Here is a 24,820-nt window from a genome sequence, read left to right as displayed (position 1 = left end):
GGCTCAGATATCCGTCTGGGGGCCGAGGCGCGTGTCGCCATCAACGACGGCAGCCTTGATGGATTGCAAAAGACGCAGGCTGCTCAGGGCACCGGAAAAGATGATCGCCGCGTAAAGCACGGCTTGAGGCCACTCGGTGGAGCTCAGGATCTTGCCGCGGTCGATGGATTGCTGCGTGATCACGACACCGAGCCAGCAAACGACGACGGAATAGATCAGGAAGATCACCTCGGAGAGCACGAACATCCAGTGGCGCAGTGCCTTCGGCATGACATCGATCAGAACCGTGACACGCATGTGCCGGCGCTCGCGGATTGCGTAACTCACGCCGAAGTAGATCATGTAGACGAAGGAAAACCGGGCGAGTTCGTTCGCCACAGCTATCGAGGTGGAGAAGGCAAGCCGCGCAATCACGTCCGCGAAGACCAGAATGATGATCATGCCCAGCATCGAGACGATCACCGCCGGCTCGAACCATTTTTCGAGAAACCGCATTTTGCCTTCTCCTCCCCTGGTTCGCTTACTGCGCGACGGCCTGCATGAAGGTGTCGTAGAAGGAGTCGCCGACCTTGGCGCGAATGTCGCCTTCGATGGCGGCGTTCATTGTTTCGCCGAGGCGCTTCTTGTCGGCCTCCGGCAGCTCGTTCACTTCGAGCCCGGCTTCCTTGAGTTTGGCCAGGGTTTCGGCATTGGCGGCCGCGGTCAGCTCGCGCTGCTTCTTGACGGTTTCCACTGCAACTTCGTCGATGAGCGTGCGGTCGGCTTCGTCCAGGTCGTTGTACCAGTCAAGATTGGCCATCCAGAGTTCCGGCCAATAGATGTGACCGGTCAGGGAAACGTATTTCTGCACCTCGAAGAAACGCTCGATGATCATCGAGCTCAGGGCGCTTTCCTGGCCATCGATCAGACCCTGCTGCAATGAGGAATAGATCTCTCCCCACGCCAGCGGCACCGGAACGGCGCCAACCGACCGCCAGGCCTTGATGGCGATCGGGTTGTCTGCCGAGCGCATGCGCAGGCCTTCGAAGGCTTCGTAGCTGTCGAGCGGTGCACGGGAGTTGGTGAAGCTGCGGAACCCGAGTTCCATGAAGCCCATGTTCTTGAGCCCACGGTCTTCCATGGCTGCAGAGATGGTCTTGCCGGCGTCGCCGTCCAGAAGGCTGCGCGCGGTCTCTTCGTCCTTGAAGAGAAGGAACTGGTCGAGCACGGCCAACTGATCGACAGTCGAGCTCAGATGAACCGACGCACCCGTGGTCATGGTGATGTTGCCGGACTGGACCAGGTCGGTCATTTCCTTGACGCTGCCGAGCTGGCCACCCGGAAAGATCTCTACCTGGATGGTGCCATTGGAGCGCTTTTCGAGTTCTTCCTCGAAGTAGCTCAGAGCCTGGTGGACAGGCGAGACCTCAGGCGTGGCATGGCCGATGCGGATGGTCGTATCGGCTGCTGCCTGTGTGACAAATGCAAGTGCGGCTGTTGCAGCCCAAACGGCGACTTTCATTCTGTTCCCTCCCGAGAAGCGAAATTGAAAACGGGAGAACCGGCATTTGGGAACGCTTGCAAGCTGCAGTCCCACCGGCTCCTCCCCGGAACACGATCGCGGCACCTCCGTATGCCTGCGACCCGGCCCTTGACCCGGTTCCTACGCCGAATTGAGTCAGTTCGCAAGAGATTTTGCAAACGTTCCCAAAATTTTAGGGGCGAAAAAACCCCACAAAATACGTTCTAAATTGTTGGAAAACGATCGAAAAATTCGCGATTTGAGGCAGGCAAAAAAATATTTTTGCAAAATTTGTGAAAACGCTTGCAAGCGGAGTTTTCCGACAAGTGACACGCCAAGGCCTTGGCGAACAGGCGTCGGCCGCACAGCGGTCGCAGCTGGTAAGCGTTCTGTTCGGGAATACTAGCTTCGGGTCGTGCCGCGGATGACCTCGACAGGCGGAATTCGGACCTTGCGGACGTCCGTATTCCCCTCCTCTATCGCATCGACCAGCATGGCGACTGCCGCCGAGACCATCTGGTTGATGGGCTGCCGGATCGTGGTGAGGTTGAACGAAGGCCAGGCGGCTTGCGGGATGTCGTCAAAGCCGACCATGGCTACGTCCTCGGGAACTTTCAGTTTGAACTCGAAGCGGATTACGTCCAGGGCTGCAAGCGCCATGTGGTCGTCGGCGACAAAGACAGCATCGGGCTGATCGGGCACGTCGAAAAGCTGGCGGGCTGCATCGGCGGCATCCGTGTAGTGATAGTTTCCGTCCGCTCGGGAGTGCAGTTCAACGCCTGCTTCCTGCAGCACAGCCATGAACCCGGCTTCGCGATCAATCTGCGTCGAGGCTCCGGAGAAGCCGGCAAGCAGGGCAACGCGTTTCGGCTGTCCACGCAGAAGCGCTTTTGCCGCCAGCTCGCCGCCAAGGCGATTGTCGCTGGTCACCGCGCGCAGATTGTCCTTCGGCTGATCGCGGTTGAACAGAAGCACCGGGATGTCGAGGTCCCGGCACCGCTCCGCCAGCGTCGAGGAAACGGACACAGATACCATGATGATGCCGTCGACCCTGTAACCCATGATTTCCTGGATGACGGGCTCGACATCATTGATGGTGTTCGATGCCATGAACAGGAGGACATGGTAGCCGTTTTCCTGAAGCGCGATCGAAAGCTTTTCAACCGCTTCGGGATAGAACTGGTTCTCGAAGTAGTAGACGATCAGGCCGATGATCCGGCTTTTCCCGGTGATCATCGCCCTTGCCAGAACATTCGGCCGGTAATCGAGTTCGTCCGCGGCGATGCGGATCTTCTCGGCCATCTTCTTGGAAACGGAGGCGCCCGGGGTAAAATATCTGGAGACTGCGGACTGGCTAACGCCGGCCTTGCGCGCAACGTCTACAGATGTAACCGGTTTGCTGTTCAAGCGGGCCTCCGTGATTTTATCATGTTCTGAGTACTCGTGCTTCGCGAACTTGTCACCCCTTCACGGTGAGCCGCCGGCCGTCCTGCGCATCAAACAGATGACAGCATTCGATCGGGATCCGCGCGCTGATCGGCGCACCGATTTCGGAGCGGAAGTCCTTGGCGGCCTTCAGGTTGACCAGTTCCCCACCCGCCTCGACGGCCACCATGGAGGCGTCGCCGAGAAGTTCCAGGGCGAAAACGGTCGACGACAGCTCGCCTCCCCCGTCGACAAGGGTCACATCCTCGGCCCGGAAACCCAGGGTCACCGGCCCGGAGATATCACCGCGCAGACCTTCTACGCGGATGTTCTGAGCCGTAAATACGCCGGCGGAAATCTCTCCCTTGACCAGGTTCATCGCCGGAGAGCCGATGAAGGAAGCCACGAAAGTGTTGGCCGGGTTGTCATAGATCTCCGTCGGTGTCGCTACCTGCTGAATGACGCCACCGCTCATCACCACCACCCGGTCGGCAAGGGTCATCGCCTCGATCTGGTCGTGGGTAACGTAGATCGTGGTCGTCTTCAGCCGGTGCTGGAGGTTCTTGATTTCGGCGCGGGTCGACACGCGCAGCTTCGCGTCCAGGTTGGACAGGGGTTCGTCCATGAGAAACACCGTCGGCTCGCGGACGATTGCACGTGCCAGAGCGACGCGCTGCCTCTGGCCACCGGATAGCTCTGCGGGTCGTCGGTCGAGCAGGTCGGTCAGATCGACCATTTCCGCCGCCTTCATTACTCGGGCATCATGCTGGTCCTTTGGCACCTTGCGAACTTTCAGCGGGAAGCGGATGTTCTCGTAGACCGTCAGGTTGGGATAAAGGCCGTAGCTCTGGAACACCATGGCGATGTCGCGATCCTTGGGTTCCAGAGTGTTCACGACCCGGTCGCCGATGATGATCTCGCCTTCGGAGATGTCTTCCAGACCGGCGATCATGCGCATGGTGGTGGACTTGCCGCAGCCGGACGGCCCCAGCAGAACCAGGAACTCGCGGTCGGCGATGTGCAGGTTGAAGTTGTTGACGCCGTAGACATTGCCCCAGCGTTTGGTGACATTTTTCAGTTGGATCTCGGCCATGGACTATCCCTTGACGGCGCCTGCGGTCAGACCGCTGACAATCTGGCGTTGGAAGAACATCACGAGGATGAATAGCGGTACGGTGGCGCTCACGGTCGCGGCAACCGCATACATGATGGTGCCTTCGGTCTGGATGGTTCCAAGGAACGAATTGATCTTCGGAACCATGGTCTGGTTTTCCTGGGACAGCAGCAGTGCGGTAACCGAGAAATCGTTGTAGGCCAGAAGGAAACTGAACAGGCCGGTGGTGATTACGCCCGGCCACATCACCGGCATGATCGCCAGCCGGAACGCCTGGAAGCGGGTGCAACCGTCAACCATGGCGCTTTCATCCAGATCTTTCGGGATCGACTTGAAGAAGCTGTGCAGCATCCAGATCGTGAAGGGCTGGTTGATGGCCACCAGGACGATGATCGCTGTCGGCAGATAGCCCCAGATGTTGAGCTGGAAGAACGGCAGCAGGAAGCCGGAAACCAGCGTGATGTGCGGCATGGCCCGGAAGACCAGCGCGGCGATCAGGATCCAGAAGGTGTAGTTGCGGCTCGAGCGGGAAAGCGCATATCCGCCGAGTGTTCCGAACAAGAGCGAGATGGAGGTTACGCAGATGGTGACGATCGTGGTGTTCCAGACCGAGTGGTAGAACTCTCGCTCGATCCAGGCGCCACGATAGCCGTCGAGTGTCAGCGCCTCGCCTGTCTGGCGCACGGTCGCAGGCCCAGTTATGGCGTTCCAGAAGGAGACCCGGCTGAAGAAGTCAGCCTGGACCTTGAACGAGCCCCACACGGTCCAGATGAAGGGGAAAGCCGCAACGATCAGCCACACAACCAGGATGACCCCGGTGAAGATGGCGAGCGGGCGGGAATAGCCGATGGATCTGGTCATCACCGGGCCTTTCTCTTGAAGTCGCGCCAGGTCCGCACGAGCACCGGGCTGAGCAGGATGATCACGCCGATCATGGTCAGGATCGAGGTGGCTGCGGCCGAGCCGAAAAGCTGGTTCACCTGTCCCGTCAGGTCGTTGTAGATCAGCCAGGAGAGCGAGGTTGCGTTGGCCTCCGACGAGAAACCGATGATCGGTTCGAAGACGCGGAAATTATCCATCAGCAGAACAAGACCGACGAAGGTCGCCAGCGGCGTCAGGTGAGGCATCACCACGTATCGGATGCGTTCCCAGCGGTTGGCGCCGTCGATCATGGCGGATTCCAGCGTGTCCATCGGCAGGGTCTGCAGACCGGCATAGAAGACCACGAAGGCGAAGGGCGCCATATGCCACGTTCCGTAGGTGATGAGCGTGAGCCACGACAGCACGGGGCTGGCCTTCAGCGACAGTTCCGGATCGTTGAACAGCCACTGGAGTGTCGCTCCGATGATGCCGTCGGAGTTGATCATCCAGAACAGGATGAGGGAGCCCAGAAGGGGCGTCACGATGTAGGGCAGCAGCGAAAGGAAGATGATCGGCCCGCGAAACAGCCTGGGCACACTGTTGACGCCGAGAGCGACGGCAAAGCCGGCAATCATGGCAAACGGTGTCACCAGGAAGGTGTAGACCAGGGTGAAGGACAGCGCCTTGTAAAAGGGCAGATTGTAGATCCTGGTAACGACATCGACAAAACCGTTGCTGCTTTCCAGGATCTCGGCGATCTCTTCAACCGCCAGGTGGGACCGATTGAGATAGGTGCCAAAGGCGTTGAAGCGCCCGAGTGGCTCTTCTTCGCGCAGGACCCGGGTTGCCTCTGTGTCGACCTTGGTTTCGTCGGTGCAGCCGAACGGGCCGCAGTTTTCCACGGTCACGAGAACCTGTTCATGCTCGACGAACATGGACTGCACGAAAACGGACACGATCGGCAACGCAATGAACAAGAGCATGGCGAGTGCCGATGGCCATATGAACGCTGCAAAATCACGGTGGCGCATAAAGTCTCCCCCGAAAAGGATACACCCCTGTCATCGACATGACAGGGGTGTGGCAAAGGGCAGTATCAGTTGAGGAAGCCGGCTTCCTTGGCCGCGGCGCGGTAGGCTGCTTCCACGTCGCTCAACGCCTGTTCGGCACTTTCGCGCCCCTGAAGGAAATCTGAAAGTTCCGCTCCGAGTGCCGTATGCAGAAGCCCCATGTAGGGTGACATCGGGTAGGCTTTCGCTCCGAGCTTCGCGTTTTCGAGGATCGCTTTTGCCGAGGCGGGAGGAGAGAAATCCGCAATCAGCCAGGCAGCTGCGGACGGATTGTCCTGGGCAACCTGCGGCCGGATACCGTGCATCATCGCCTGGAAGGAGGCTGCTGCATCTTCGTCGGAGATGTTCTTGGCGATGGTGAAGCCGTCCCACCAGAGCGCAGCGGCCGGCGTGGTGCCGCCACCGACGGTCGGTGCGGGCGCGAGAATGGTGGCTTCCCCGATTTCCGGTGCCGGGCCGTTGGGGTCGATGTGACCGTTCACCATGGAGGCCCACTGGTTGATGATCGCGACTTCACCCGAAAGGTACATCGCCTTGATTTCATCGGACGTGAAGGTCAGGAACTCGGGTTCCATGTATTCGGAAAGTTCCTTCATCAGCGCCAGGGTCTTCAGACCCTCCTCGCCGCTTATGGCCGGCTCTGCGCTGCCCGGCTCGAAGAAGGTGCCACCGAGGCCCAGGTAGGTGTTGACGAACTCGTTGCCGAGATACCATCCGGCCTGGTCTGCCGCGGCCAGCGGGTATTCCAGAATGCCCTTCTCGCGGATCACCTTGGCAGCCTCGATGACCTCTTCAAGCGACGTCGGCTGTTCGAGGCCGGCTTCCTTCAGGATGTCGCCGCGAATGTAGAGGTTCTGGCCGTTGGCCATGAAGGCGATTGCCATGACCTTTCCGTCGACCTTGATGAGCTGCGTCGGCTGAAGCTGCTGGCCGTGTTTCTCGACCAGCTCGTCCAGCGGGCGGATGAGGTCGTCGTTCATGAGCGGAACGATGGAATTGTTGGCAACCATCGCGACCGTGTACTGCGCCGGGTTGACCGTGAGCGCGGGCACCTGAAGTGCCTTGTGCTCGGTCGTCATGTTGGCTTCCACGGTGACGCCGTCTCCCGCGCAGGCTTCTGCTTCCTTGATAACGGTTCCGAGGGCATCGAAGTCGTTTGCAAGGATCTTGACGTTGCCACCCTCGATGCCGCACCCGGCGTGTGCCGCGCCGGCCCCGAGAACGAGTGCAAGCGCACTCACGGCTAGCTTCAATTTGCTCATCTCATTCTCCATTGGAAGAATGCCCGATTGCCCCGGGCTATTTCTCTTTGTTCTTGACGTTCTTTCAGGCTTCGGCGGCCTCCACCGCGGATGCCTTGTCAGCAAGCTGCGCCAGCTTGATCTGAACCAGCAGGGACAGTTCGTCATAGACCGTCCATTCGTCGACGATCTTGCCGTCCTTGTAGTGATAGTGCGACATGCCCATCAGACGCAGATGCTTGCCGGTGGGCGCACCAAGACTTTCCAGAATGCCGTAGCCGAGGTGATGACCCTCGAGTATCCAGCGAACGGCGACTTTCGTGCCGCCTTCGACGCAGGGCGTGGAACAGATGTGCTGCGGAGCGTAGACCGCATCCGGCATGCTGCCCACGATGCCGAGCGACTGATGAGAGACCGACGCGGTGCCGTAGAGCTCTTTCATCAGCGGCCCATGGTACATGGCGGTCGGTGCATAAACTTCGCGGATGCGGCCGAACATCTTGCGATTGAAGATGTCATGCAGGAACTGAAGCGTTTCGCGTTCCAGATCTGTGTTGGCGATGTCCAGGTCGGCCTTTTCCGCCGGCGGATACTGGCCTTGAAGTAGGCCGACCTCGCCGATGTCGAGCTGCGTGAGGCCTTGGCTCAGTTTCGTTTCAGCGATCTTGCCTGCATAAGCGTCGACGTCGAGGCCGAGTTGGCGAACGACCGCCATCTGGTCGGAAACTACCCATTCGCGGTAGATCTTGTTGCGATGGATCATGCAGTCGGCGACCGTGCGGGACACGAAGGAGCGGCCGTTGGCCGGACCGTAATGGCCGTTCTGCGTATAGCGCCCAGAGCCGGTTACCAGATGAGAAGTGTAATAGCCGTCCTTGTCGTCGCCGTTCCAGATGACATGGGTTGCCATGCCGCGGCGCTCGGGCAGGGAGACGAGCCTCTGGATGGTGTCGCGCACCACGTCCTCACGATTGTAGATCGTGCCCATCGGCAGGTAGAGGACGATGTTATGCGTGTAGTGCGAATAGATGAGGCCTACGTCGCGCTCATCCCAGATCTTGTGCGTGCAGCGGACAATATAGTCGACGATATCGGAATAACAGGGGTCGAAACCCTCCATGCCCTGAACCGGGGCGCGCCCCTCCGGGACCAGGTCGGTGAAATCGGCGCGCTCGACTTGCATGACATTGCCGTTGTGCGGCGCGTCGTTCACACGTGGAGCGGATTTCACGTCCTTTGCCTTTGGGGTGGAGACTTCCTGCGTTCCCATTTCATCGTACCTTTTAGCGAAGCTGTTTCGCGCATCTTGCAGAATTTTGCATACGCTTGCATTTTGATATTGCCAAACATGTTCAGTCCGATCAATAAAAATCTGCATACCTATGCAAAATGAAATTATCACGGTTGAAAATCACTCCCGGAGGACGTGCGCTTGCCGCACCGGAACGACCGGAAGACGACGACAGGAGAGCGGCCGATGACCCTGGCCGAATACAAGAAGCGCCTCGCGGATCTGGGGCTGGCTGTTCCCGAGGCGGATCTGAAAGCATCCGTTGCACAGGCGCAGCGCCTGGCCGAACAGGCACGTGCCCTGAAGGATGACCGCGACCATGGATGATGTTCTGGACAGCCCCTTGCGCCGTCAACAGGAGCTGATCGCAACTGGCCAGGTGTCGGCGTGCGAGATCGGGTCGGCTCTGGTTGCCCGCATCGAACGGCGGGACGGTGCCATTCGTTCAGTTGTGCATCTGTCGCCGGATGCTGTTGCCGAGGCGTCTAGCTGGGACAATGTTCTGCCGAACGACCGGCCGCCGTTGGCCGGGCTTTGCTTCGGTGTGAAGGACATCATTGATGTGCATGGCCAGCCGACCCGCTGCGGGTCGCATGCCCATCCGCACGCTCCCGGTCAGGCCGGGCACATTGATGCTGCCAGCGTCGCGGCGCTCAGGCAGGCCGGCATGGTGCCGCTGGCCAAGCTCGCAACCTATGAATATGCGCTGACTGGCCCCGCCTTCGACCAGCCGAACCCGCCGGCCTGCAATCCCTGGGACACCAGCGCGATCACCGGCGGATCCTCGTCGGGCTCCGCCGCGGCCGTTTCGGCCGGGCTTATGCGTGTTGCACTCGGGACGGACACCGGCGGGTCGATCCGTGCGCCTGCGGCCTATTGCGGTGTGGTTGGGTTGAAGCCGACCACGGGCCTGGTTTCAGCATCCGGGTGTTTTCCGTTGTCGCAGAGCCTTGATGTCGTTGGCCCCCTTGCCGCTTGCGTCGATGACGCTGCCGTCATTCTGGAGGCGCTCGCCCCTGCGAGCCGTGCTGCAGCTGACATCGGACAGGAGCTTACGGGACTTCGCATCGCCTACGCCCGGGACTGGTTCGTTGATGATCCTGCGGCGGATCCTGACCTTGTCCGAGCCATGGACGACACCGCCGCGCTCCTTTCCTTGCTCGGTGCCAGAATAGAGCTGGTGACGCTGCCGCCCTATCAAAGGCTCGAGGACGCGGCCACTGTCATCCTGCAGGCGGAGGCGCTTCAGAACCATTTGGTGGGTCTGCGCAACCGGTTCGATGCCTATGGAAAGGACGCGCGCCGGAACCTTCTGACAGGAGCTGTTCTGGACGCACAGGACGTCGTGCATGCCCGTGGTGTTGCGCATCGTTTCAGGCAGGAGGTTGACGTATTGCTGGCGCAGCACAGCGCACTTCTCATACCGACCACGCTCGGCACCGCACCGAAGTTCACTGCCTTTGCCGACGGTGCGGTCTGGACGGCAATGCGCACCATGCCGTTCAACATGTCAGGGCATCCGGCGATTTCGCTTCCCTGCGGGTTCGGCGCGAGCGGCTTGCCGCTCGGCTGCCAGCTTGTCGGCGGGTTCGGTCAGGAAGCGTTGCTCTGCCGGCTCGCTTACCAGCTCGAACAATCCAGCAACCATTCGGCCCGGCCCGCGATCGGGGCCGAGCCGGTATCGCTGGATTATCCCTGAAGTCGGTCGAGGCGCAGCTGAGCCGCGCGGCGGTGGCCTTCAAGCCCTTCTGAGGCGGATTGGCGGACTGCCGGCGGCGCGACCTCGCGGATGCCGTCCTCGTCCATCCACTGATGGGTTACGGTCTTGATGTACGACCCTACCCAAAGCCCGCCGGTGTAACGTCCGGCGCCCATGGTCGGCAGCGTGTGGTTGGTGCCGCAGCACTTGTCGGAATAGACGACGCTGGCGTTCGGACCGATGAAGAGCGAACCGTAGTGCTTCAGCTTCCTGGCGAAGGTCTTGGCATCCTCGGTGTGCACCTGCAGGTGTTCGGCGGCGACGATGTCCGAATAGGCGATCATTGTCGCCTCGTCCGGGCAGACGGAAATCTCGCCGTAGTCTCTCCAGGCCTGGCCGGCGGTGGCTGCCGTCGACAGGCTCTTCAGCTGAACGTCCACTTCTCTCAGGACCGCTTCCGCAAGGTCCGCGTTTGTCGTCATGAGGCCCACCCGGGTTCTGGTGTCATGCTCGGCCTGTGCCAGAAGATCGGTGGCGATCATCTCAGCGTCGCCGGTGTGATCGGCGAGTACGAAGATTTCCGATGGACCGGCGAGCTGGTCGATCCCGACAGGGCCGAAAACCTGACGCTTTGCTTCATTGACGAAGGCGTTGCCTGGGCCGACGATCTTGTCGACAGGTGGAACCGACTGCGTGCCGAGCGCCATCGCAGCGATTGCCTGCGCCCCACCGATCCGAAAAATCCGGTCGGCGCCGGAAAGGTGGCAGCCCGCAATCATCGCTTCATGGGCGTTCGGCGGAAGGCAGGCGATGATTTCGCCGACGCCGGCCACCTTCGCCGGGACGATCGACATGATCGGCGCGGACAAGAGCGGGTAGCGGCCACCAGGGACGTAGCAACCGACCCGGTCGAGCGGAATGTTGCGGTGCCCGAGGTGAACACCTGGCCGGATCTCGACTTCCAGATCCTGCAAGGTTCCGAACTGGGCCCTGGCGAACATGCGCACGTTGGAGATTGCGAACTCGGTGTCTTTGCGTGTCTGCGGGTCCAGCCTTTCGACTGCTGCCTCACGTTCTTCAGCAGTGACCTCGAACCGGTCGAGCGCCACCTTGTCGAATTTCTCAGAATAGTCACGAACGGCAGCATCACCTTCTGCGGCAACCCGCTTGAGCACTTCTGCAACCAGTGTTTCGACGCTGGCATTGTCGGCAACCGCATCGCGTGCCGGGGATTTCACAAAACGGATGGTGTCCGGGATGGGTAGTCTCGTCATTTGTCTCTCTCAGGTCCCTGCGGCGCAATAGGCCGGCCACACCACGCAGATCGTGGCCGAAAGCTGAAACATCACAGGAAACATCCGGATCGGGAGCGTGATCGGTGTTTCCCGGCAGCCGGTCCGGTAGAGCGCTGCGAGCGCGTCTCGGTAATGAGAGGCGGCGCATCGTGACCGTGGATTTCCTCTTGTCGATCGTGAATCGAACAACGGTGCCGGTGCGCGCCCTCCTCCCAACTGCATACGTTTGCAATACTGCCGCCAAGCATCCATTGCAAGCAAATTTGCATACGAATGCATTTCAGAGGGAAAACGCTCGTTGCGAGCTGCGCGTTTTGTGCGCAGGTGACGATGGGAGGGCCATCGGCAGGATATGTGGAGGGCTGTCCGTGTCGCTTTTCTGATCGATGACGTCTGAAACGCAAAACCACGGCCGGTGGCTACAACTTGGCTGTCTCTTCGGTTAGTAATCGCAACCATCAGAATCTGTTCGAAAACCGGACAGAATTCCACAGGGCTTCAGAATGTTTCAGGTTGATGGCGGCCGGATAACCGACCCCGACGTGCTTGTTGCGGCCGACCTCGTTCGGGCCGTCGAAGGGACTGACCGGCTTGTGGTCCAGTTCAGCAATCCGGAGGCCTGCAAGGTTGCGACGCTTCAGGCATTGAACGAGGCCTGCCGTCTGGCAGGTGACCGGTTGACCGTCCGGTTTTACCAGCACGACGATGAAGGCTTTGACGCGCGCTGCCTGAACCATTTGCCGGATGTCGCAAACCTGGCTCTCGATTGCCTGGATCGCATCTCGCACGTTGAAGCAATCAGCCAGTTACCGAAGTTGGAGCGATTGCATTTCGGAGTGTTGGACTTTGACCAGCCTCAGTTCCTGGAAACCTTGAACCTGCGGCAACTCCGAAGTTTGACTGTCGCCGCCAACCGGAAAAGAGACCTCGATCTTGCCCCGCTTGCCGACGCGGTGAACCTGCAGGACCTGTTCGTTCAAGGTCACTGGAAAGGCATTGAGGTCATCAGCCATCTGCCCAATCTGGCAACCTTGTCATTGAGTTCGTTTGCCGGGAAACATCGCCTCGACTTCGTTTCCTCCATTGCAACCCTCAAAAAGTTCACCCTGGTCCTGGGCAGCCGGGCCAACCTGGGCGACTTTTCACACCAGACGCTAGAGAAACTGCGGATTTTAAGAGTATCCGGACTAGGCACACTGGGTGACCTTGGAAGGTTTCCCGCGCTGTCAGCCTTGCAGGTTCATGATCAACTCAAACTGGTTGAAGTGGACCTGAGACATGTCGGTCTGGAATGGCTGAGCTTGTTCAACTGCAAGAACCTGAGAACACTCCCGGGCCTCGAATTGCAGGATCGCCTTCAGGAATTTGAAGCATGCCGCGTCGGACTGGATCTGGATAGCCTGCGCGACAGAACGTGGCCGGCCACGACACGTGCCGTCCGGTTGATCTCCACACGTGAGATATGGAATGTGGAAGCAGAAAAGAAGCTAGCCGAACGGAAGCTCAGCAGCGAGGTCAGCAGGTGGATCTGACAAGGTACATCTGGTCTTCTCTCCGGGCAGCGAGGCAGGCCCGAGATCATTCCTGGCCTCTTCCGATGGAGAGCATTTTCCTGCGAAGGCCGCATTGGTGAAACGCTGTGCAAATCGCCCCTTTCGAGTGCGTTTCGATCGGTAAATCAAGAAAGAACGTCACAACCAGTTATTGAGAATTGCCGTAGCGTCCACTCTTCCATAGATTTGTTTCCAGGTCCGAAACCGTCTTTTTTTGGTTGGTTTGTTGCTACTTGAACGCGAAGAGCAATTGCAAATATTGGATGAGGTTCGCCTTTCCATTTCCAGGTCGGGTGGACGGATCGTATTCGTTGCCGGGGAAGCCGGGATAGGAAAGTCGTCTCTGATTGCGGATTTCCTGAGCAGCCTCGGGCCCGAAACCAGGAAGGTCATCGGTCTTTGCGATCCTTTGATCACGCCGCGCCCGCTCGGGCCGATAAGAGATATTGCAGCAGGTCTTTCCGGATCGACGCAGATCCGCGATGAAGAAGCCATGCTTTTTGGCGGCCTGGTGGAGCATTTGGCGTCTTTGCGAGAACCGGTGGTATTGGTGATCGAGGACCTGCACTGGGCGGACGATCGCACACTGGACTGGTTGAAGTTCATTGGCCGCAGGATCGCGATGCTGCCGTTGCTGCTGGTTTGCAGTTATCGTGATGACCAGTTGGCGGGTTACCATCCGCTTCGCTCAGCCATGGGCGAGATTGTTCCGGCCCGAAAGAAGCAGATAAATCTCGCTCCTTTGTCTCTGGACGCGGTGCAGATGCTTGTTGGGTCAACCCGCCTGGCTCCAGACCGTCTCCTGGATATCACGGGCGGTAATCCCTTCTTCCTGACCGAGTTGTTGGCTCAGTCTGCAGACGGCAGCAAGGTTCCCCAGACCATCGGGGATGCGGTCGATGCGCGTCTTGCAGGATTGCCGCAGGACGTCGTGCGGCTACTGGAATATGTGTCTTGCTGGCCTGGTGCAATTCCGTCAGGCATTCTCCTGGCTTTGCCATTGCCCGATGGCTACGGCACCCTGACGCAGGCTATCGAGAAAGGTCTGCTGATTGAAAGCGGCGGAAGGCTCTCCTTTCGTCATGAGATTGCGCGGATTGCCATCTACGATCGGCTCAGTCATCCAAGGCGGGTCGAAGCGCACAGGTGCTTCCTGGATCATCTTTGCAATCGGGAAGACGGAGTGCAGCCTCTCGACATGATCGTGCATCACGCCCGCGGAGCCGAACATGAGCAGCTATTGCTGCGTTATGCACCGCTTGCCGCAGACAATGCGGCAAGTCTCGGAGCCCATCGCGAGGCCGCCCGCTTTCTTGAACATGTCTTGCCGCTGGCGGACAGCCTGGACCTCGAGCAGGCCGCCGAAATCTGCGAACGTTGGGCCTATGAGGCAGGGCTGTCGCTTGGCATCGACGCAGACGTCATTTCCAGCCGCCGCAAGGCGGTGGAGCTCTGGCGCAAGGCCGGAAATGAAAACCGGGTGGGAGAAAACCTGAGATGGTTGTCCCGGCTCCACTGGTACAGGGGAGAAGCCGAGGAAGCCAAGAGGTACATCGAGGAAGCAATCGAAGTCCTGGAAAACAACGCCTCGGCCACCGAATGGGCGAAGGCGAAGGCATACGCCCTTCGCGCCCAGTATCATATGCTTCAAGACGAGATGAGTGAGGCGGTGACGTGGGGGCGTCGGGCCTTGACCTTTGCGCAGGCTGTCGAAGACGTTGAAACCTGCACGCATGCGCTTAACACGGTCGGTTCAGCCATGCTGTTCCGAGGGGATCCGGAAGGGGAGACGCTGTTACGTGAGAGCCTGCGGATCTCGCTGGAAAACGGGTTCGATGAGCAGGCAGCGCGGGTTTATACAAATCTCTCCGAATGCCTCATAGAAATGCGTGCCCTCGACCGGGCTGAAGATCTGATCGATGCCGGGATCCGTTTTGACAGTGCTCACGATCTTGACGCCTGGACCTATTACCTGATTGGTCGAAAGGCACAGCTTCGGCTGGAACAGGGACGTTTTGACGAGGCAGTCACGATTGCACGCGGGGTCCTGGGACAGGAAAACCAGACCCTGCTCATGCGGATGCCCGCGCAGATCGTCCTCGCCCGCTCCCTTCTGCGCCTCGGTGATGCGGCCGCCGGAGAGGCTTTGCAGCAGGCACTCGTTTCAGCGGAAAAGATCGGCGAACCCCAGTACCTGACGGTTCTGAAGATCGCGGAAATCGAGCAGTCCGTGCTGGCTGGGACTTCAGAAACCGCAGCGCAGGCCTGGGACTGGCTCTGCAGCCTCGATCCCAGGCTCCTGAGCCCGAGAAAGCTGGGCGAAGCGATGTTCTGGGCCCGGATTGCGGAATTGCCGCTGAAGTCCACTTCCGCCCCTGGCCTTCCAGAGTCTGTTCGCCTGTTTCTCGAAGGGAAGGCCGAAGAAGCCGGATTGGCGTTTCAGATGGAAAGTTCGGATTATCTGGCAGCCTGGTCGTTTGCCGCCACCGGAAAAGCTGAACGGCTTCAGGAGGCCGATGAATTGTTCCGGTCCATGGGGTCGATGGCGGCCCGTCGCTGGTTGCGCTCTCGTGAAGGGGTATCCGGCCTTCCGCCGCTGCAACGCGGGCCTTACAAGAGTTCGCGCAACCACCCTTACGGTCTCACCGCAAAGGAGCAGACAGTGCTCCGACTTCTTGTCGAGGGAAACAGCAATGCGGCAATTGCCGAAACGCTGAGCCGGTCTCGCAGAACCATTGAAAACCATGTTTCGTCGATCCTCTCCAAGCTGCAGGCAAAGGACAGGGTGGAGGTCCTTTTGCGTTCACAGAGCGAACCCTGGATCGTTGTGGCGGAAGACGAGACCGACGTGGAAATTGAGTATTCTTCGCACGAAAATTAGGTGCACCCACCCATGATCCGTTTGGCCATAGGCCTTACTGTTTCCGTGAGCTAACGCGTCTCAGGAAACGGATTTCGTGTCATGTTCAAACCTATTTTAGTATCCTTTATCGCGATGGGCCTGCCGGTTGCCGCCAGTGCTTGTGATCTTCCGGCGGAGAGACCCTCTTTCATTGATGTTCAGGAAAAACCGGACTTTGATACCGCAACGTTCGCAGCGTTGGTCGCTCAAGCGATTGGAGACCGGTACATGGGGTACGCGGTCACGTTGCGCGGCGAAAACGGTCGCATCATTGCCCAGGTCAACCACGGCTACGCCCGCACTCCTTGCGAGAGTGGTGGCGAGCAGAACTTCAACGGCCGCACCGAGGCCGCGATTGGCTCTGTCTCGAAAGTTCTGACGGCGGCAACGGTTATTAACCGAGCCGAGACACTCCAAAGCGTCTCGCTTGACGACCGGTTTCAGGATTACCTTCCCAGACGCTGGCAGGGCGAGCTAGACACCTCCCTGCAACCCGTTACGCTTCGGAATCTCCTGCAGCATCGCGCTGGGTTCGCCAAGTCTGGAAAAACAATCTGGGATCATGCGTTCACGTTGCAGGAACGCTATCAGCTTGGCGCTGAAACCTACATCGTCAGAGCGCAGAACATCGCAACAGGCGCGAATGCCTGCGTGCCTGAACCCGTGACGAAACGGTGTTACGCGAACACGTCCTTTGCGCTTTGGAATGTCAGCGCCGCTTCCCTTGTGCCGACGAAATGGGCGCAGATCGAGGACGGGTTTGCCCCCGGCGAGATAACATATGACAGTTATCTCCAGGTTCATGCGTACAATCGGTACCGGGGTATCGTTGAAAAGACCCTGTTCGAGCCGGTTGGTGTGACGGGCGGCTGCAATACTTTCTCCGATCCGGCGCGAGGCGCTCTCTATTACAACGGACCGATGGATGAGGCCGGTACGGATCGCACCGAAGTCGGCAAGCCGTGTGCTATCGGAGGCTGGTTTCTGTCAACGAGAGCCCTCTCGAAGGTCGTTCATCGCATCGTTTCGACGCGCGAAGTTGTCAACGACAATCACGAGCTGATGTTTTCCGCAGATGATGACCGGCTCGTTTTTGCAAGCCGTCCAAGAACCAACGATGGGCGGGCCGTATCCCACAACGGAAGCCGTTGGGGCGGACAGGCGACCGCTGAGGTGGTTGTCTTTCCAAATGGCTTTGTCGCGGCAGCGATCGCGAACTCCCGCCCGGCAAATGAAGGCGTGGGACTGAGGAAGGCGCTGATCGATGGCTACAACGCAGCGCGTGGGCCGTCGTAAGAACTATTAGCTCAACTATGCTTCATATGAATAAGTATAAAAGATCTACATTTTCATAAATGCAAGTATAGAAAAGTTCTAAATGGTATAAATAAAGAGATAATTGAACAGGAAAGACAATGAATATATTCGACTTTCCCAGCGCGATAATTGCCACCATCTTACAAGCGATTTCAAAAGGGATCAAAGATCCTTCCAATCTCGCTGACCTGGTTTTCTACTGGCACCATCCCGAGTTGCGCGGTTCGGGGATCAGGAAAGGCATGAACAACTACGATGAACTGTCAAAGGAATGGCTGAGCTATTATGACCTGTTTGCCAGGGAATATGGTCCCGTCGCCCCGAAACCCGGTGACAACTCCGACAGGACTTCGTGGCGACCTTACGAAAAATCGAACATCGATGGCATCGGTTTCATTAGTTCCGACATCAAGGCCTGGGCGTCACGACCACCGAAACACAAACGTGAAGTGGCGGCTTTTGTCAGTAACAAGATGGATGGTGACCGGGCACGGCTTTTTATCGTCTGGAAGACAAATGATCCGAGGAGCCACTGTAAATTCCACAATGTGTCCGAAAACGGTTCGATCCACTACTGGACCGAACAGCCGCTCGATTACAATACGATCAGGCAAGACCACAAGCTTGAGGTCAATTGGATCACATACCTAGGGAACGACGCCGGCGTTAAAGGTATTGCGTTGATGAATTTCGGCCTGAACGTCATCATATTCGAAAAAACATTAAAGAACGGCGTGTGCCTCTCGCTGGCGCGCAGTGCTGCGAAAAGGGCTCTGGCTGAAGAAGCCAAACAAACGTACGAGCTTATGCAATCGGTCGTAGGTGGGGCGAGTGGTGCCAAGATGGCAAAACCGAAAAATTTTGGTGACTTGGCCTGGCATTCGTTTGGCGCCCAGGTGAAAAATGTCGTTGAGAACAGGTTTCCTCGATCCGTGTCGCCAAACGTTGGATCCCTTCATGGCATACGTTTCAATGACGAAATCAAGGACGGCAGCGGCAAGGTTATCGGTTGGGTAAACTACTTCGACTAAGGGTCGCTGAATTCATCTTCGCTGGGCCGGCTGCGTTGGGTGGCGCGCTGGAAACGGTTGTTTGAATTGCCGTGTTATCGGCCACTTACCTGTACGGTCAACACAAGTTGCCATTTTGAGATGATCGCGCCGCATTGACTTGTCCCACCGGGCTTGCTAGCTCAAGAGCATGAGCAACGTCCTGCACAACACTGCAAACTATTATTATCCGCCAAGTTAGCGGAGGGACTTTGCTGTCTGTTTACCGCTGCATCGCCAGCGGTTGTGACTCGGTATACAGCTCTTGGCCTTGCAGCCAATTCACCGAGTTAAGTCATGACTGTTTTCCAAGCTGCAATATGTAAACCACATCGCTTTCTCACCCTGGGCCTTATCGGTTACGGGGCGTTCGGGCGATTGATCGCCGAGCATCTTTCTTCTCATGTCGAATTGCTGATCCATGATCCGCGTTATGATGGCAGTGCGGACCTTGCCGAGGTCACCGCCTGCCGGATCGTGGTGGTCGCTGTTCCGGTAGCCTGCATGGAAGAAACACTGCGTGCAATAGCGCCGCATCTGAGGCCGAATACGCTGGTGCTGGATGTCGGTTCGGTAAAGGTCGAGCCCGCTCGTCTGATGCTGGAGTTGCTGCCACCACATGTCGAAATCCTTGCGACCCATCCGCTTTTCGGACCGCAAAGCGCTCGCAACGGATTGCAGGGACTGAAAATCGCGCTGTGCCCTCTGAAAGGCCGAAGCTACAAACGTGTTGCCGCCTTTCTCAAGGTGGCTCTTGGGTTGGATGTGTTCGAAACAACACCGGATGCGCATGATCGCGATGCCGCGCTGTCCCAGGGCCTTACCCACTTGATTGCCAAGGTGCTGGTGAAGATGGGGCCGCTTCCCCGGATGACCACCACCCGAAGCTTCGACCTTCTCAACGAGGCTATCGAAATGGTTCGCCACGATCCGCCGGAGCTTTTCGATGCGATCGAGGGGCTGAACCCCTACGCTTCGGGCGTGCGCCGGCGTTTCTTCGACCTTGCCTCGGAGCTTGATATTGAGCTGCGCACGACGCCGCATTTGCCCGGCCCGGCTGCCCTGTCATGAACCGGGCCCTCTAACGGGCTCCGTTCCGTTCGATAATCAACGCCGCAGTCAGTCAAACCCGCCTGACTGCGGACAAGGTCAAGCCGGCTGCGCCTTTTGGAAATAGCGCCGGCTCGTTATTCAGCCTCCGCAAGTTCCGGCCAGCACCCCCCTTGCCGGTTGCTTGTGTCTTTGGCCGATACCCCGAAAGTCACGTGTTAGATGCGTTGATCGGTTCAATGCCTTCTCTTGGCCATTGTCCCCTCGCGGCAATTCCCCTTCGCAAATGGTCAGTTTCTCGAAGATGAACGTCCACCTCATTCGGTGTGACGGCCGTCATACGTGAAAGTTCCTTGGCCAGCTATCTAAGGTCAGGTCGTCGTTTGATTGGGTAGCCAAGCATCGCGCGGCAAAATTACTGAAATCAACAAAATAAATGTTGCTCTGCGGCGGAAGGAAAAACGCAACGCAGTACGCAAATCATTTGAGCCAAGAGAATACCGAAGATGGAACTTTACAAGTACCGTAATAAACTGCCGCAGATTGGTGACGCCTGCCTGCTCACCGATGGTGGCCTCGAAACAACTCTGATTTTTCATGATGGCATCGACCTGCCACTGTTTGCTTCCTTTCATGCCTTGAAAGAAACAGAAGGCCGCGCTGCCCTTCGCCGCTACTACGAACGCTACGCCCATATTGCGAATGCGCAGGGCTCGGGCTTCATTCTCGACAGCGCGACATGGCGCGCCAGCCGTGACTGGGGTGACCGTCTTGGCTATTCGGCCGAAGAATTGAAGCATGCAAACCAGGACGCGGTTGCAATGCTTTTTGAACTGCGTGCCGAGTTCGAAGGTGAACATCCTTTTGTCATCAGCGGCAATATGGGTCCTCGGGGAGATGGCTACGCACCCGAAACCATGATGTCCTCTGCCGAGTCCGAGGACTATCACGCTATTCAGGTCGCCACACTGGATGCGGCAGGGGTCGATATGATCAGCGCGATCACCATGACCCATGCCGGCGAAGCCATGGGCATAGCGCGGGCCTGTGCGAAACGGGACGTGCCGTTGGCTCTTGCCTTCACCGTTGAGACCGATGGGCACCTGCCGACAGGCCAACCGCTCAAGGACGCGATCGTCGAGCTCGATGCCGACTGCCCGCCCGCCTACTACATGATCAATTGCGCCCACCCGGATCACTTCCGGCACGTCCTGGAAGAAGGAGCGGACTGGACAAGGCGAATTCGGGGTTTGCGCGCGAATGCTTCGAGATTGAGCCACGCCGAGCTGGATGAAGCTGAAGAGCTGGATGACGGCAATCCGCAGGAACTTGGCAGGGACTATGCCAACCTCCTGTCGGTCCTGCCGAACCTGCGGGTCTTCGGTGGCTGCTGTGGTACCGACCACCGGCATGTCGACGCAATTGGGCAGACCTGCCTCCACCAGCCCCTCAGGGCGTAAGGAACGGGGAGTATCACAATGACCGTTTCGACCATGGTTGGCAGGATTGCCTGTCGCAGGAACGCGATCGGGATTCTGGAACGTTGGCGCAGAGCCAGGAAGAACCGCATCCTGATCCAGACACTGGAGAGAATGTCGGACCATGAACTGCGCGACATCGGATTGAACCGTGACAGCGTGCGCCATGTGATCCGTAACGGTGACACCCGGGCGCTGCATCACCTGAGGCCCGCTCCAGCTGTCGTGCTGGATGCGGCGAAGGGGGATGGCATGTGCAATGAGGTCAACGCGGGAGAAGTGAAGTGAAAATGTCGGTCCAATCGAAAGGCGAAACACGGAGCGAACAGATCCGTCCGGCCACGAAGGCAGACGCACATGAAATCGCCTCGCTTTTCCTGATGTCCTCAGATGGACTTGCTTCTTACATCTGGTCTCGCGTCGGGGTTCCCGGCGCGGACCTCCTGGAGGTTGGGGCATCGCGGTATTCGCGGGAAAACACGGCGTTTTCCTATCAGAATTGCCACATGGTTGAGATTGGCGGCCTGGTGGTGGCCATGCTGCATGCCTTCAAGATGGAGAGTGACGAGACACCCGAGGCCGATCCAGTCCTCAGGCCCTACTCCGAGTTGGAAGATTCAGGCTCGTTGTATGTTTCCGGCGTGGCTGTCCGTCCGGAATTTCGCCGTCGCGGGTACGCGCGAAAGCTGATGATCCTTGCCGACCGTCTTGCAGCCGCGCAAGGTCTCACGCGGGTTTCACTCATATGCTTCGACAGGAATGTGCCGGCACTTCGTCTCTATGCGTCACTGGGCTTTCGCGAGATGGATCGTCGCGCCATCGTACCGCATCCAAGCCTGCACTACTCTGACGGCAATGCTCTTTTGCTTGTACGAGAGTGCACTGCCAGGGAGCAGGTGGAGGGTTGATCTTCACCTGTGCCCTGGAAGCCCGGGCTGTCATTCGAAGACCTTGAACCGCTCGTAGACCTGGAACAGCTGTTTTTGTGAATTGACGGCCATCTTTGTCATCGCAGACTTCAGCTGTTTTCGAACGGTATCCTGCTGAACACCCTTGACCCGGGAGTAGTCTGAAAGCGGCTGCAGCGCTATGACAGCGGCAATGGCGGCGCTCTCGCTTCCACTCAGTCCAAAAAACTGGCTGATACGGTCGAGCGTACGCGGAGAGAGAATGTCCTGCGGATTGAGCACCACGATCTTGTAGGTCACCCAGCGTGCCGGTTCCAGTCGTCCGTCAACGAAACGGGGGAGCGGGTTGAACACCTGCACGGCGTAGGTCGTGTTGGTTTTGCTATCGAGAAGACGCACCAGTGGCGCTTCCCCGTTTCGAACGCGCCGATGAACCGCGTCCAGCTTCTTTTGTTCTCTTGGATTGCGGCAGACCAGTCTGCCATTTTGAATTCTCACGAAACCCAGGTCGAGGATATCCTGCGCGATTTGGTTGACGTATTCAGTCTCACCATTGGCAAGCATGATGACGCCATGGGTTTGTGCATCGTTGGACGACCTGTGAACGAGTTCCCGTTCACCGGTTTCCATGCGCAGCTGCCGAAGTTGAAGCGCCTTCCTGGCATGGACAACGAGCCTCGAAAAATCCTCCATTACCTCTTTGGAGAAGGTCCCGTCTTTGCGCACGCTTGTAACACCGAACCAGCCAAGTCGACCTTCAACGGTGATGTTACTGCCCATGATCCTGTTCACATCATATCGCGGAAACAGATCGTGATGGATCGGACTGGAGCGTAAACCTTCTTGTGTATTGAACTGATCGTCCGTCATGACAGCCCCTACAGGTGATTTCGTTATGAGTTTTAAGCGGTAATCGATGTTGACATAGTGCTGGTGGTATTCATCGAGAAAACTCGGATCCATATTGGCGGTGAAATTAAGTCCAATCGAAGAGTTATCCTTCCCAAGAAGACATAAATGAGACTGAGCCGCGCCAAGGTAAGTAACTATTTTTGAAAGAGTTTCTGAAAACAACCTCTCCGTTTCTACGCTCTCATATAACTCTGCGATAAGCTTCTCGAGTTGCTCGGGCATTGCTAAAACACAACATTCTGACAGTAAAAAAATATGAAGAATGGCACGACAAAAACTATGCAATCGTATACACAACTCTAAGAGGAGGCAATAACGTATTCCGCGAGGAATTATTTTTCTCGCGTGCCGAAAAAATTAACAAATGGTTAATTAGGGTGCAAATGTTGACCATACGTCATTTTAACACCCCTCAACGCATTGAAACTCTAAAGCTTTCTCCGAAGTGTTGTTTACGCTGCGTATTTTCTGCGGCGTCGTCTGAAGGCAAGGTTAACAAACTTCTTGGATAACGCAGCCCCCATTTGGGGAATGGCTCAAATTGAAACAGTCTGCCAAGTCTGCTCGTGCATTTCAGCAAGGGTGATTTTTACACCCATTCTTTAATCACCGGTTGTCCCTCTCGGGCAGCCGGTGGAGCTAGTCAGGAATGGATTAATGCCTAATAACATCAATCTGTCGGAATTTTTCGACTCCATCCGCGCCACTCTGGCGGACATCAAGAACAGCACTTCCACGATCAGCGACGTTGACGTTGTCGGTACTTACATCGAAGAAGACGGCAGCGATCCGACCCCGGACGTCTCCAGCATCAATTTCGTGAATGGGACGACCGGTGCCGATGTGCCGCTCGAAGGAACATCTGGTCTTGATCTCGTGCTTGCCAGAAGCGGAAACGACATGCTTGTCGGTTACGGCAGCATCGACATTCTGCTCGGCAGCGACGACGTTGATACAATTGATTATTCTTACCTGAACAGCACAGAAAACGGCATCTTCATCGACCTTCGCAGCGGTATCGCCGTGAGCAAGGGCGGCGATATCGATCTGCTGTCGTCCATCGAAAATGCCATCGGCACGGTCAATGACGATGTCATGCTCGGCAACGGCCTGAACAACATCTTCTTCGGCAACGGCGGCAGCGATATCATTGACGGCCGTGGCGGCTCCAAGGACGTTGCCCAGTTTGCGGGCAAGGCTGAAGATTACGACATCAAGACCAACGAAGACGGTTCCGTCAGCATCACCAACGGCACCGGCACGACCACCCTTTACAACATCGAACTGGTTCAGTTCGGCGAAGGCAGTGAAGTCGGTAACATCCATCTCTTCAGTGTCACGGATGGCGCACTCGTCGCTCATAACGATGCGATCGACGTCACCGAAACCACCGGCGACGACGAAGCGGAAGTTGCAGCGACATTCAACGTTCTCGGCAACGACGACGAAATCGGCGAAACCGGTGGCCAGGTCATCACCCAGCTGGCTTTCAAAACGGCTGGTGGCTCGATTGTCAACGTTGATGCCGTCGCTGATTCAGATGGCATGCTGGAGGTCGAAGGCAAATACGGCACCTTGTTGCTGAACGTCGAAACTGGCGAAGCCAGCTACGTCTATTCCGAAGAAGCAAACCGCCTCGCCGATGGCCAGGTGGGTGTCGATACCTTCGTTTATCAGGTTGTCGGTGGCGACAAGGCCGAATTCAAGGTCACTGTTACCGGTAGCAACGATGCTCCGACGATCGGCGGCGATCTCTCGTTGAACTTCCTGCCCATCGTTGAATGGCCGGGTGCGGAAGACGAAGGTTACGTCCATACCCGCGGCGGTGTCTTCGAGATCAACGATCCCGATACGGTCGTCAATCCGGACAATTTTGAAGTCCAGATCAGCGAACCGAACCTGTCCCTGGCCTCCGGTGTTGGCGAAATTCTGGAGATGCCGGGCGATATCTACGCCGCGCTGACAGCCAAGGACACGAATTTCCTCATCTGGACATTCGACCTGTTCGACGACCAGGGCCGGGTAAACTATTCCTACAAGGTCCAGGACAAGGCTATCGACTTCCTTGCCGAAGGCGATGTTCTGACGATCGACTACACGCTTACGGTCCAGGACAAGAATGACCCGGACTCCTTCGTCGAGCGTCCGATCACC

The 24,820-nt window shown here is 57.7% G+C and carries 22 protein-coding genes; 11 read left to right on the top strand and 11 right to left on the bottom strand.

Annotation, left to right across the window (positions count from 1 at the left end):
* Positions 1–3: 3 nt before the first annotated feature.
* From ACVDG9_RS26380 to ACVDG9_RS26345, 8 genes are all read right to left on the bottom strand, one after another.
* Positions 4–495 (bottom strand): TRAP transporter small permease, encoded by a 492-nt coding sequence (locus tag ACVDG9_RS26380; protein WP_023001279.1) that lies wholly within the window; start codon positions 493–495, stop codon positions 4–6.
* 25 nt (positions 496–520) lie between these two features.
* Positions 521–1,501 (bottom strand): TRAP transporter substrate-binding protein, encoded by a 981-nt coding sequence (locus tag ACVDG9_RS26375; RefSeq protein ID WP_077294552.1) that lies wholly within the window; start codon positions 1,499–1,501, stop codon positions 521–523.
* 402 nt (positions 1,502–1,903) lie between these two features.
* Positions 1,904–2,908: a LacI family DNA-binding transcriptional regulator gene (locus ACVDG9_RS26370; protein WP_447239386.1), complete on the bottom strand. Its 1,005-nt coding sequence runs from the start codon at positions 2,906–2,908 to the stop codon at positions 1,904–1,906.
* Positions 2,909–2,960: 52 nt separating this feature from the next.
* Positions 2,961–4,019: an ABC transporter ATP-binding protein gene (locus ACVDG9_RS26365; RefSeq protein ID WP_023001275.1), complete on the bottom strand. Its 1,059-nt coding sequence runs from the start codon at positions 4,017–4,019 to the stop codon at positions 2,961–2,963.
* 3 nt (positions 4,020–4,022) lie between these two features.
* Positions 4,023–4,901: a carbohydrate ABC transporter permease gene (locus tag ACVDG9_RS26360; RefSeq protein ID WP_023001274.1), complete on the bottom strand. Its 879-nt coding sequence runs from the start codon at positions 4,899–4,901 to the stop codon at positions 4,023–4,025.
* Positions 4,901–5,932 carry a carbohydrate ABC transporter permease gene (locus ACVDG9_RS26355; protein WP_447239385.1) on the bottom strand — a complete coding sequence of 344 codons (1,032 nt, stop codon included), beginning with the start codon at positions 5,930–5,932 and terminating at the stop codon, positions 4,901–4,903. The genes ACVDG9_RS26360 and ACVDG9_RS26355 overlap by 1 nt, the downstream gene beginning before the upstream one ends.
* 65 nt (positions 5,933–5,997) lie before the next feature.
* The gene (locus ACVDG9_RS26350; RefSeq protein WP_447239384.1) at positions 5,998–7,233 is read right to left on the bottom strand and encodes an ABC transporter substrate-binding protein; all 1,236 of its coding nucleotides are present in this window, start codon (positions 7,231–7,233) and stop codon (positions 5,998–6,000) included.
* A gap of 64 nt (positions 7,234–7,297) precedes the next feature.
* Positions 7,298–8,482 (bottom strand): nuclear transport factor 2 family protein, encoded by a 1,185-nt coding sequence (locus tag ACVDG9_RS26345; RefSeq protein WP_447239383.1) that lies wholly within the window; start codon positions 8,480–8,482, stop codon positions 7,298–7,300.
* A 207-nt stretch (positions 8,483–8,689) separates the two neighbouring features.
* On the opposite strand from ACVDG9_RS26345, the gene ACVDG9_RS26340 reads away from it, so the two are divergent.
* A complete protein-coding gene (locus ACVDG9_RS26340) occupies positions 8,690–8,830 on the top strand; it encodes a hypothetical protein (protein ID WP_228873378.1) in 141 nt (46 codons plus the stop codon).
* Complete coding sequence (locus ACVDG9_RS26335) at positions 8,823–10,202, top strand: amidase (RefSeq protein WP_447239382.1); 1,380 nt, start codon at positions 8,823–8,825, stop codon at positions 10,200–10,202. The genes ACVDG9_RS26340 and ACVDG9_RS26335 overlap by 8 nt, the downstream gene beginning before the upstream one ends.
* On the opposite strand, the gene hisD is transcribed toward ACVDG9_RS26335, so the two are convergent.
* Together hisD and ACVDG9_RS26325 are read right to left on the bottom strand one after the other, a co-directional pair.
* A complete protein-coding gene (hisD, locus tag ACVDG9_RS26330) occupies positions 10,193–11,476 on the bottom strand; it encodes a histidinol dehydrogenase (protein ID WP_447239381.1) in 1,284 nt (427 codons plus the stop codon). The genes ACVDG9_RS26335 and hisD overlap by 10 nt on opposite strands.
* Before the next feature lie 479 nt (positions 11,477–11,955).
* A complete protein-coding gene (locus ACVDG9_RS26325; protein ID WP_447239380.1) occupies positions 11,956–12,285 on the bottom strand; it encodes a hypothetical protein in 330 nt (109 codons plus the stop codon).
* A gap of 84 nt (positions 12,286–12,369) precedes the next feature.
* On the opposite strand from ACVDG9_RS26325, the gene ACVDG9_RS26320 reads away from it, so the two are divergent.
* The 8 genes from ACVDG9_RS26320 to ACVDG9_RS26285 all read left to right on the top strand — a co-directional run bounded on the left by ACVDG9_RS26320 (position 12,370) and on the right by ACVDG9_RS26285 (position 21,754).
* Positions 12,370–13,029 (top strand): hypothetical protein, encoded by a 660-nt coding sequence (locus ACVDG9_RS26320; RefSeq protein ID WP_447239379.1) that lies wholly within the window; start codon positions 12,370–12,372, stop codon positions 13,027–13,029.
* Between the two features lie 235 nt (positions 13,030–13,264).
* The gene (locus ACVDG9_RS26315; RefSeq protein WP_447239377.1) at positions 13,265–15,931 is read left to right on the top strand and encodes an ATP-binding protein; all 2,667 of its coding nucleotides are present in this window, start codon (positions 13,265–13,267) and stop codon (positions 15,929–15,931) included.
* Between the two features lie 81 nt (positions 15,932–16,012).
* Complete coding sequence (locus ACVDG9_RS26310) at positions 16,013–17,248, top strand: serine hydrolase domain-containing protein (RefSeq protein WP_447239376.1); 1,236 nt, start codon at positions 16,013–16,015, stop codon at positions 17,246–17,248.
* Between the two features lie 119 nt (positions 17,249–17,367).
* Positions 17,368–18,300 carry a hypothetical protein gene (locus ACVDG9_RS26305; RefSeq protein ID WP_447239375.1) on the top strand — a complete coding sequence of 311 codons (933 nt, stop codon included), beginning with the start codon at positions 17,368–17,370 and terminating at the stop codon, positions 18,298–18,300.
* Between the two features lie 315 nt (positions 18,301–18,615).
* Positions 18,616–19,389 carry a prephenate dehydrogenase/arogenate dehydrogenase family protein gene (locus tag ACVDG9_RS26300; RefSeq protein ID WP_447239374.1) on the top strand — a complete coding sequence of 258 codons (774 nt, stop codon included), beginning with the start codon at positions 18,616–18,618 and terminating at the stop codon, positions 19,387–19,389.
* Between the two features lie 485 nt (positions 19,390–19,874).
* Positions 19,875–20,828 (top strand): homocysteine S-methyltransferase family protein, encoded by a 954-nt coding sequence (locus ACVDG9_RS26295; protein ID WP_447239373.1) that lies wholly within the window; start codon positions 19,875–19,877, stop codon positions 20,826–20,828.
* An 18-nt stretch (positions 20,829–20,846) separates the two neighbouring features.
* Positions 20,847–21,134 carry a DUF1127 domain-containing protein gene (locus tag ACVDG9_RS26290; RefSeq protein WP_075283510.1) on the top strand — a complete coding sequence of 96 codons (288 nt, stop codon included), beginning with the start codon at positions 20,847–20,849 and terminating at the stop codon, positions 21,132–21,134.
* A 2-nt stretch (positions 21,135–21,136) separates the two neighbouring features.
* A complete protein-coding gene (locus tag ACVDG9_RS26285; RefSeq protein WP_447239372.1) occupies positions 21,137–21,754 on the top strand; it encodes a GNAT family N-acetyltransferase in 618 nt (205 codons plus the stop codon).
* Positions 21,755–21,784: 30 nt separating this feature from the next.
* On the opposite strand, the gene ACVDG9_RS26280 is transcribed toward ACVDG9_RS26285, so the two are convergent.
* Positions 21,785–22,888 carry a helix-turn-helix transcriptional regulator gene (locus ACVDG9_RS26280; RefSeq protein ID WP_447239371.1) on the bottom strand — a complete coding sequence of 368 codons (1,104 nt, stop codon included), beginning with the start codon at positions 22,886–22,888 and terminating at the stop codon, positions 21,785–21,787.
* A gap of 435 nt (positions 22,889–23,323) precedes the next feature.
* Between ACVDG9_RS26280 and ACVDG9_RS26275 the strand changes: the two genes are divergently transcribed.
* Positions 23,324–24,820, top strand: a 1,497-nt coding sequence (locus ACVDG9_RS26275) for a VCBS domain-containing protein (RefSeq protein WP_447239370.1), incomplete at its 3' end; no start/stop codon positions are given.

The organism is Roseibium sp. RP-7 (assembly GCF_053005225.1).
The sequence above is the reverse complement of the archived record's forward strand: the minus strand, read 5'-3'. Positions and strand labels throughout refer to the sequence as shown.

Coding starts and splice junctions, on each gene's coding strand:
- ACVDG9_RS26380 (WP_023001279.1), bottom strand. CDS start 495: ATGCGGTTTCTCGAAAAATGGTTCGAGCCGGCGGTGATCGTCTCGATG.
- ACVDG9_RS26375 (WP_077294552.1), bottom strand. CDS start 1,501: ATGAAAGTCGCCGTTTGGGCTGCAACAGCCGCACTTGCATTTGTCACA.
- ACVDG9_RS26365 (WP_023001275.1), bottom strand. CDS start 4,019: ATGGCCGAGATCCAACTGAAAAATGTCACCAAACGCTGGGGCAATGTC.
- ACVDG9_RS26360 (WP_023001274.1), bottom strand. CDS start 4,901: ATGACCAGATCCATCGGCTATTCCCGCCCGCTCGCCATCTTCACCGGG.
- ACVDG9_RS26355 (WP_447239385.1), bottom strand. CDS start 5,932: ATGCGCCACCGTGATTTTGCAGCGTTCATATGGCCATCGGCACTCGCC.
- ACVDG9_RS26350 (WP_447239384.1), bottom strand. CDS start 7,233: ATGAGCAAATTGAAGCTAGCCGTGAGTGCGCTTGCACTCGTTCTCGGG.
- ACVDG9_RS26345 (WP_447239383.1), bottom strand. CDS start 8,482: ATGGGAACGCAGGAAGTCTCCACCCCAAAGGCAAAGGACGTGAAATCC.
- ACVDG9_RS26340 (WP_228873378.1), top strand. CDS start 8,690: ATGACCCTGGCCGAATACAAGAAGCGCCTCGCGGATCTGGGGCTGGCT.
- ACVDG9_RS26335 (WP_447239382.1), top strand. CDS start 8,823: ATGGATGATGTTCTGGACAGCCCCTTGCGCCGTCAACAGGAGCTGATC.
- hisD (WP_447239381.1), bottom strand. CDS start 11,476: ATGACGAGACTACCCATCCCGGACACCATCCGTTTTGTGAAATCCCCG.
- ACVDG9_RS26310 (WP_447239376.1), top strand. CDS start 16,013: ATGTTCAAACCTATTTTAGTATCCTTTATCGCGATGGGCCTGCCGGTT.
- ACVDG9_RS26305 (WP_447239375.1), top strand. CDS start 17,368: ATGAATATATTCGACTTTCCCAGCGCGATAATTGCCACCATCTTACAA.
- ACVDG9_RS26300 (WP_447239374.1), top strand. CDS start 18,616: ATGACTGTTTTCCAAGCTGCAATATGTAAACCACATCGCTTTCTCACC.
- ACVDG9_RS26295 (WP_447239373.1), top strand. CDS start 19,875: ATGGAACTTTACAAGTACCGTAATAAACTGCCGCAGATTGGTGACGCC.
- ACVDG9_RS26290 (WP_075283510.1), top strand. CDS start 20,847: ATGACCGTTTCGACCATGGTTGGCAGGATTGCCTGTCGCAGGAACGCG.
- ACVDG9_RS26285 (WP_447239372.1), top strand. CDS start 21,137: ATGTCGGTCCAATCGAAAGGCGAAACACGGAGCGAACAGATCCGTCCG.
- ACVDG9_RS26280 (WP_447239371.1), bottom strand. CDS start 22,888: ATGCCCGAGCAACTCGAGAAGCTTATCGCAGAGTTATATGAGAGCGTA.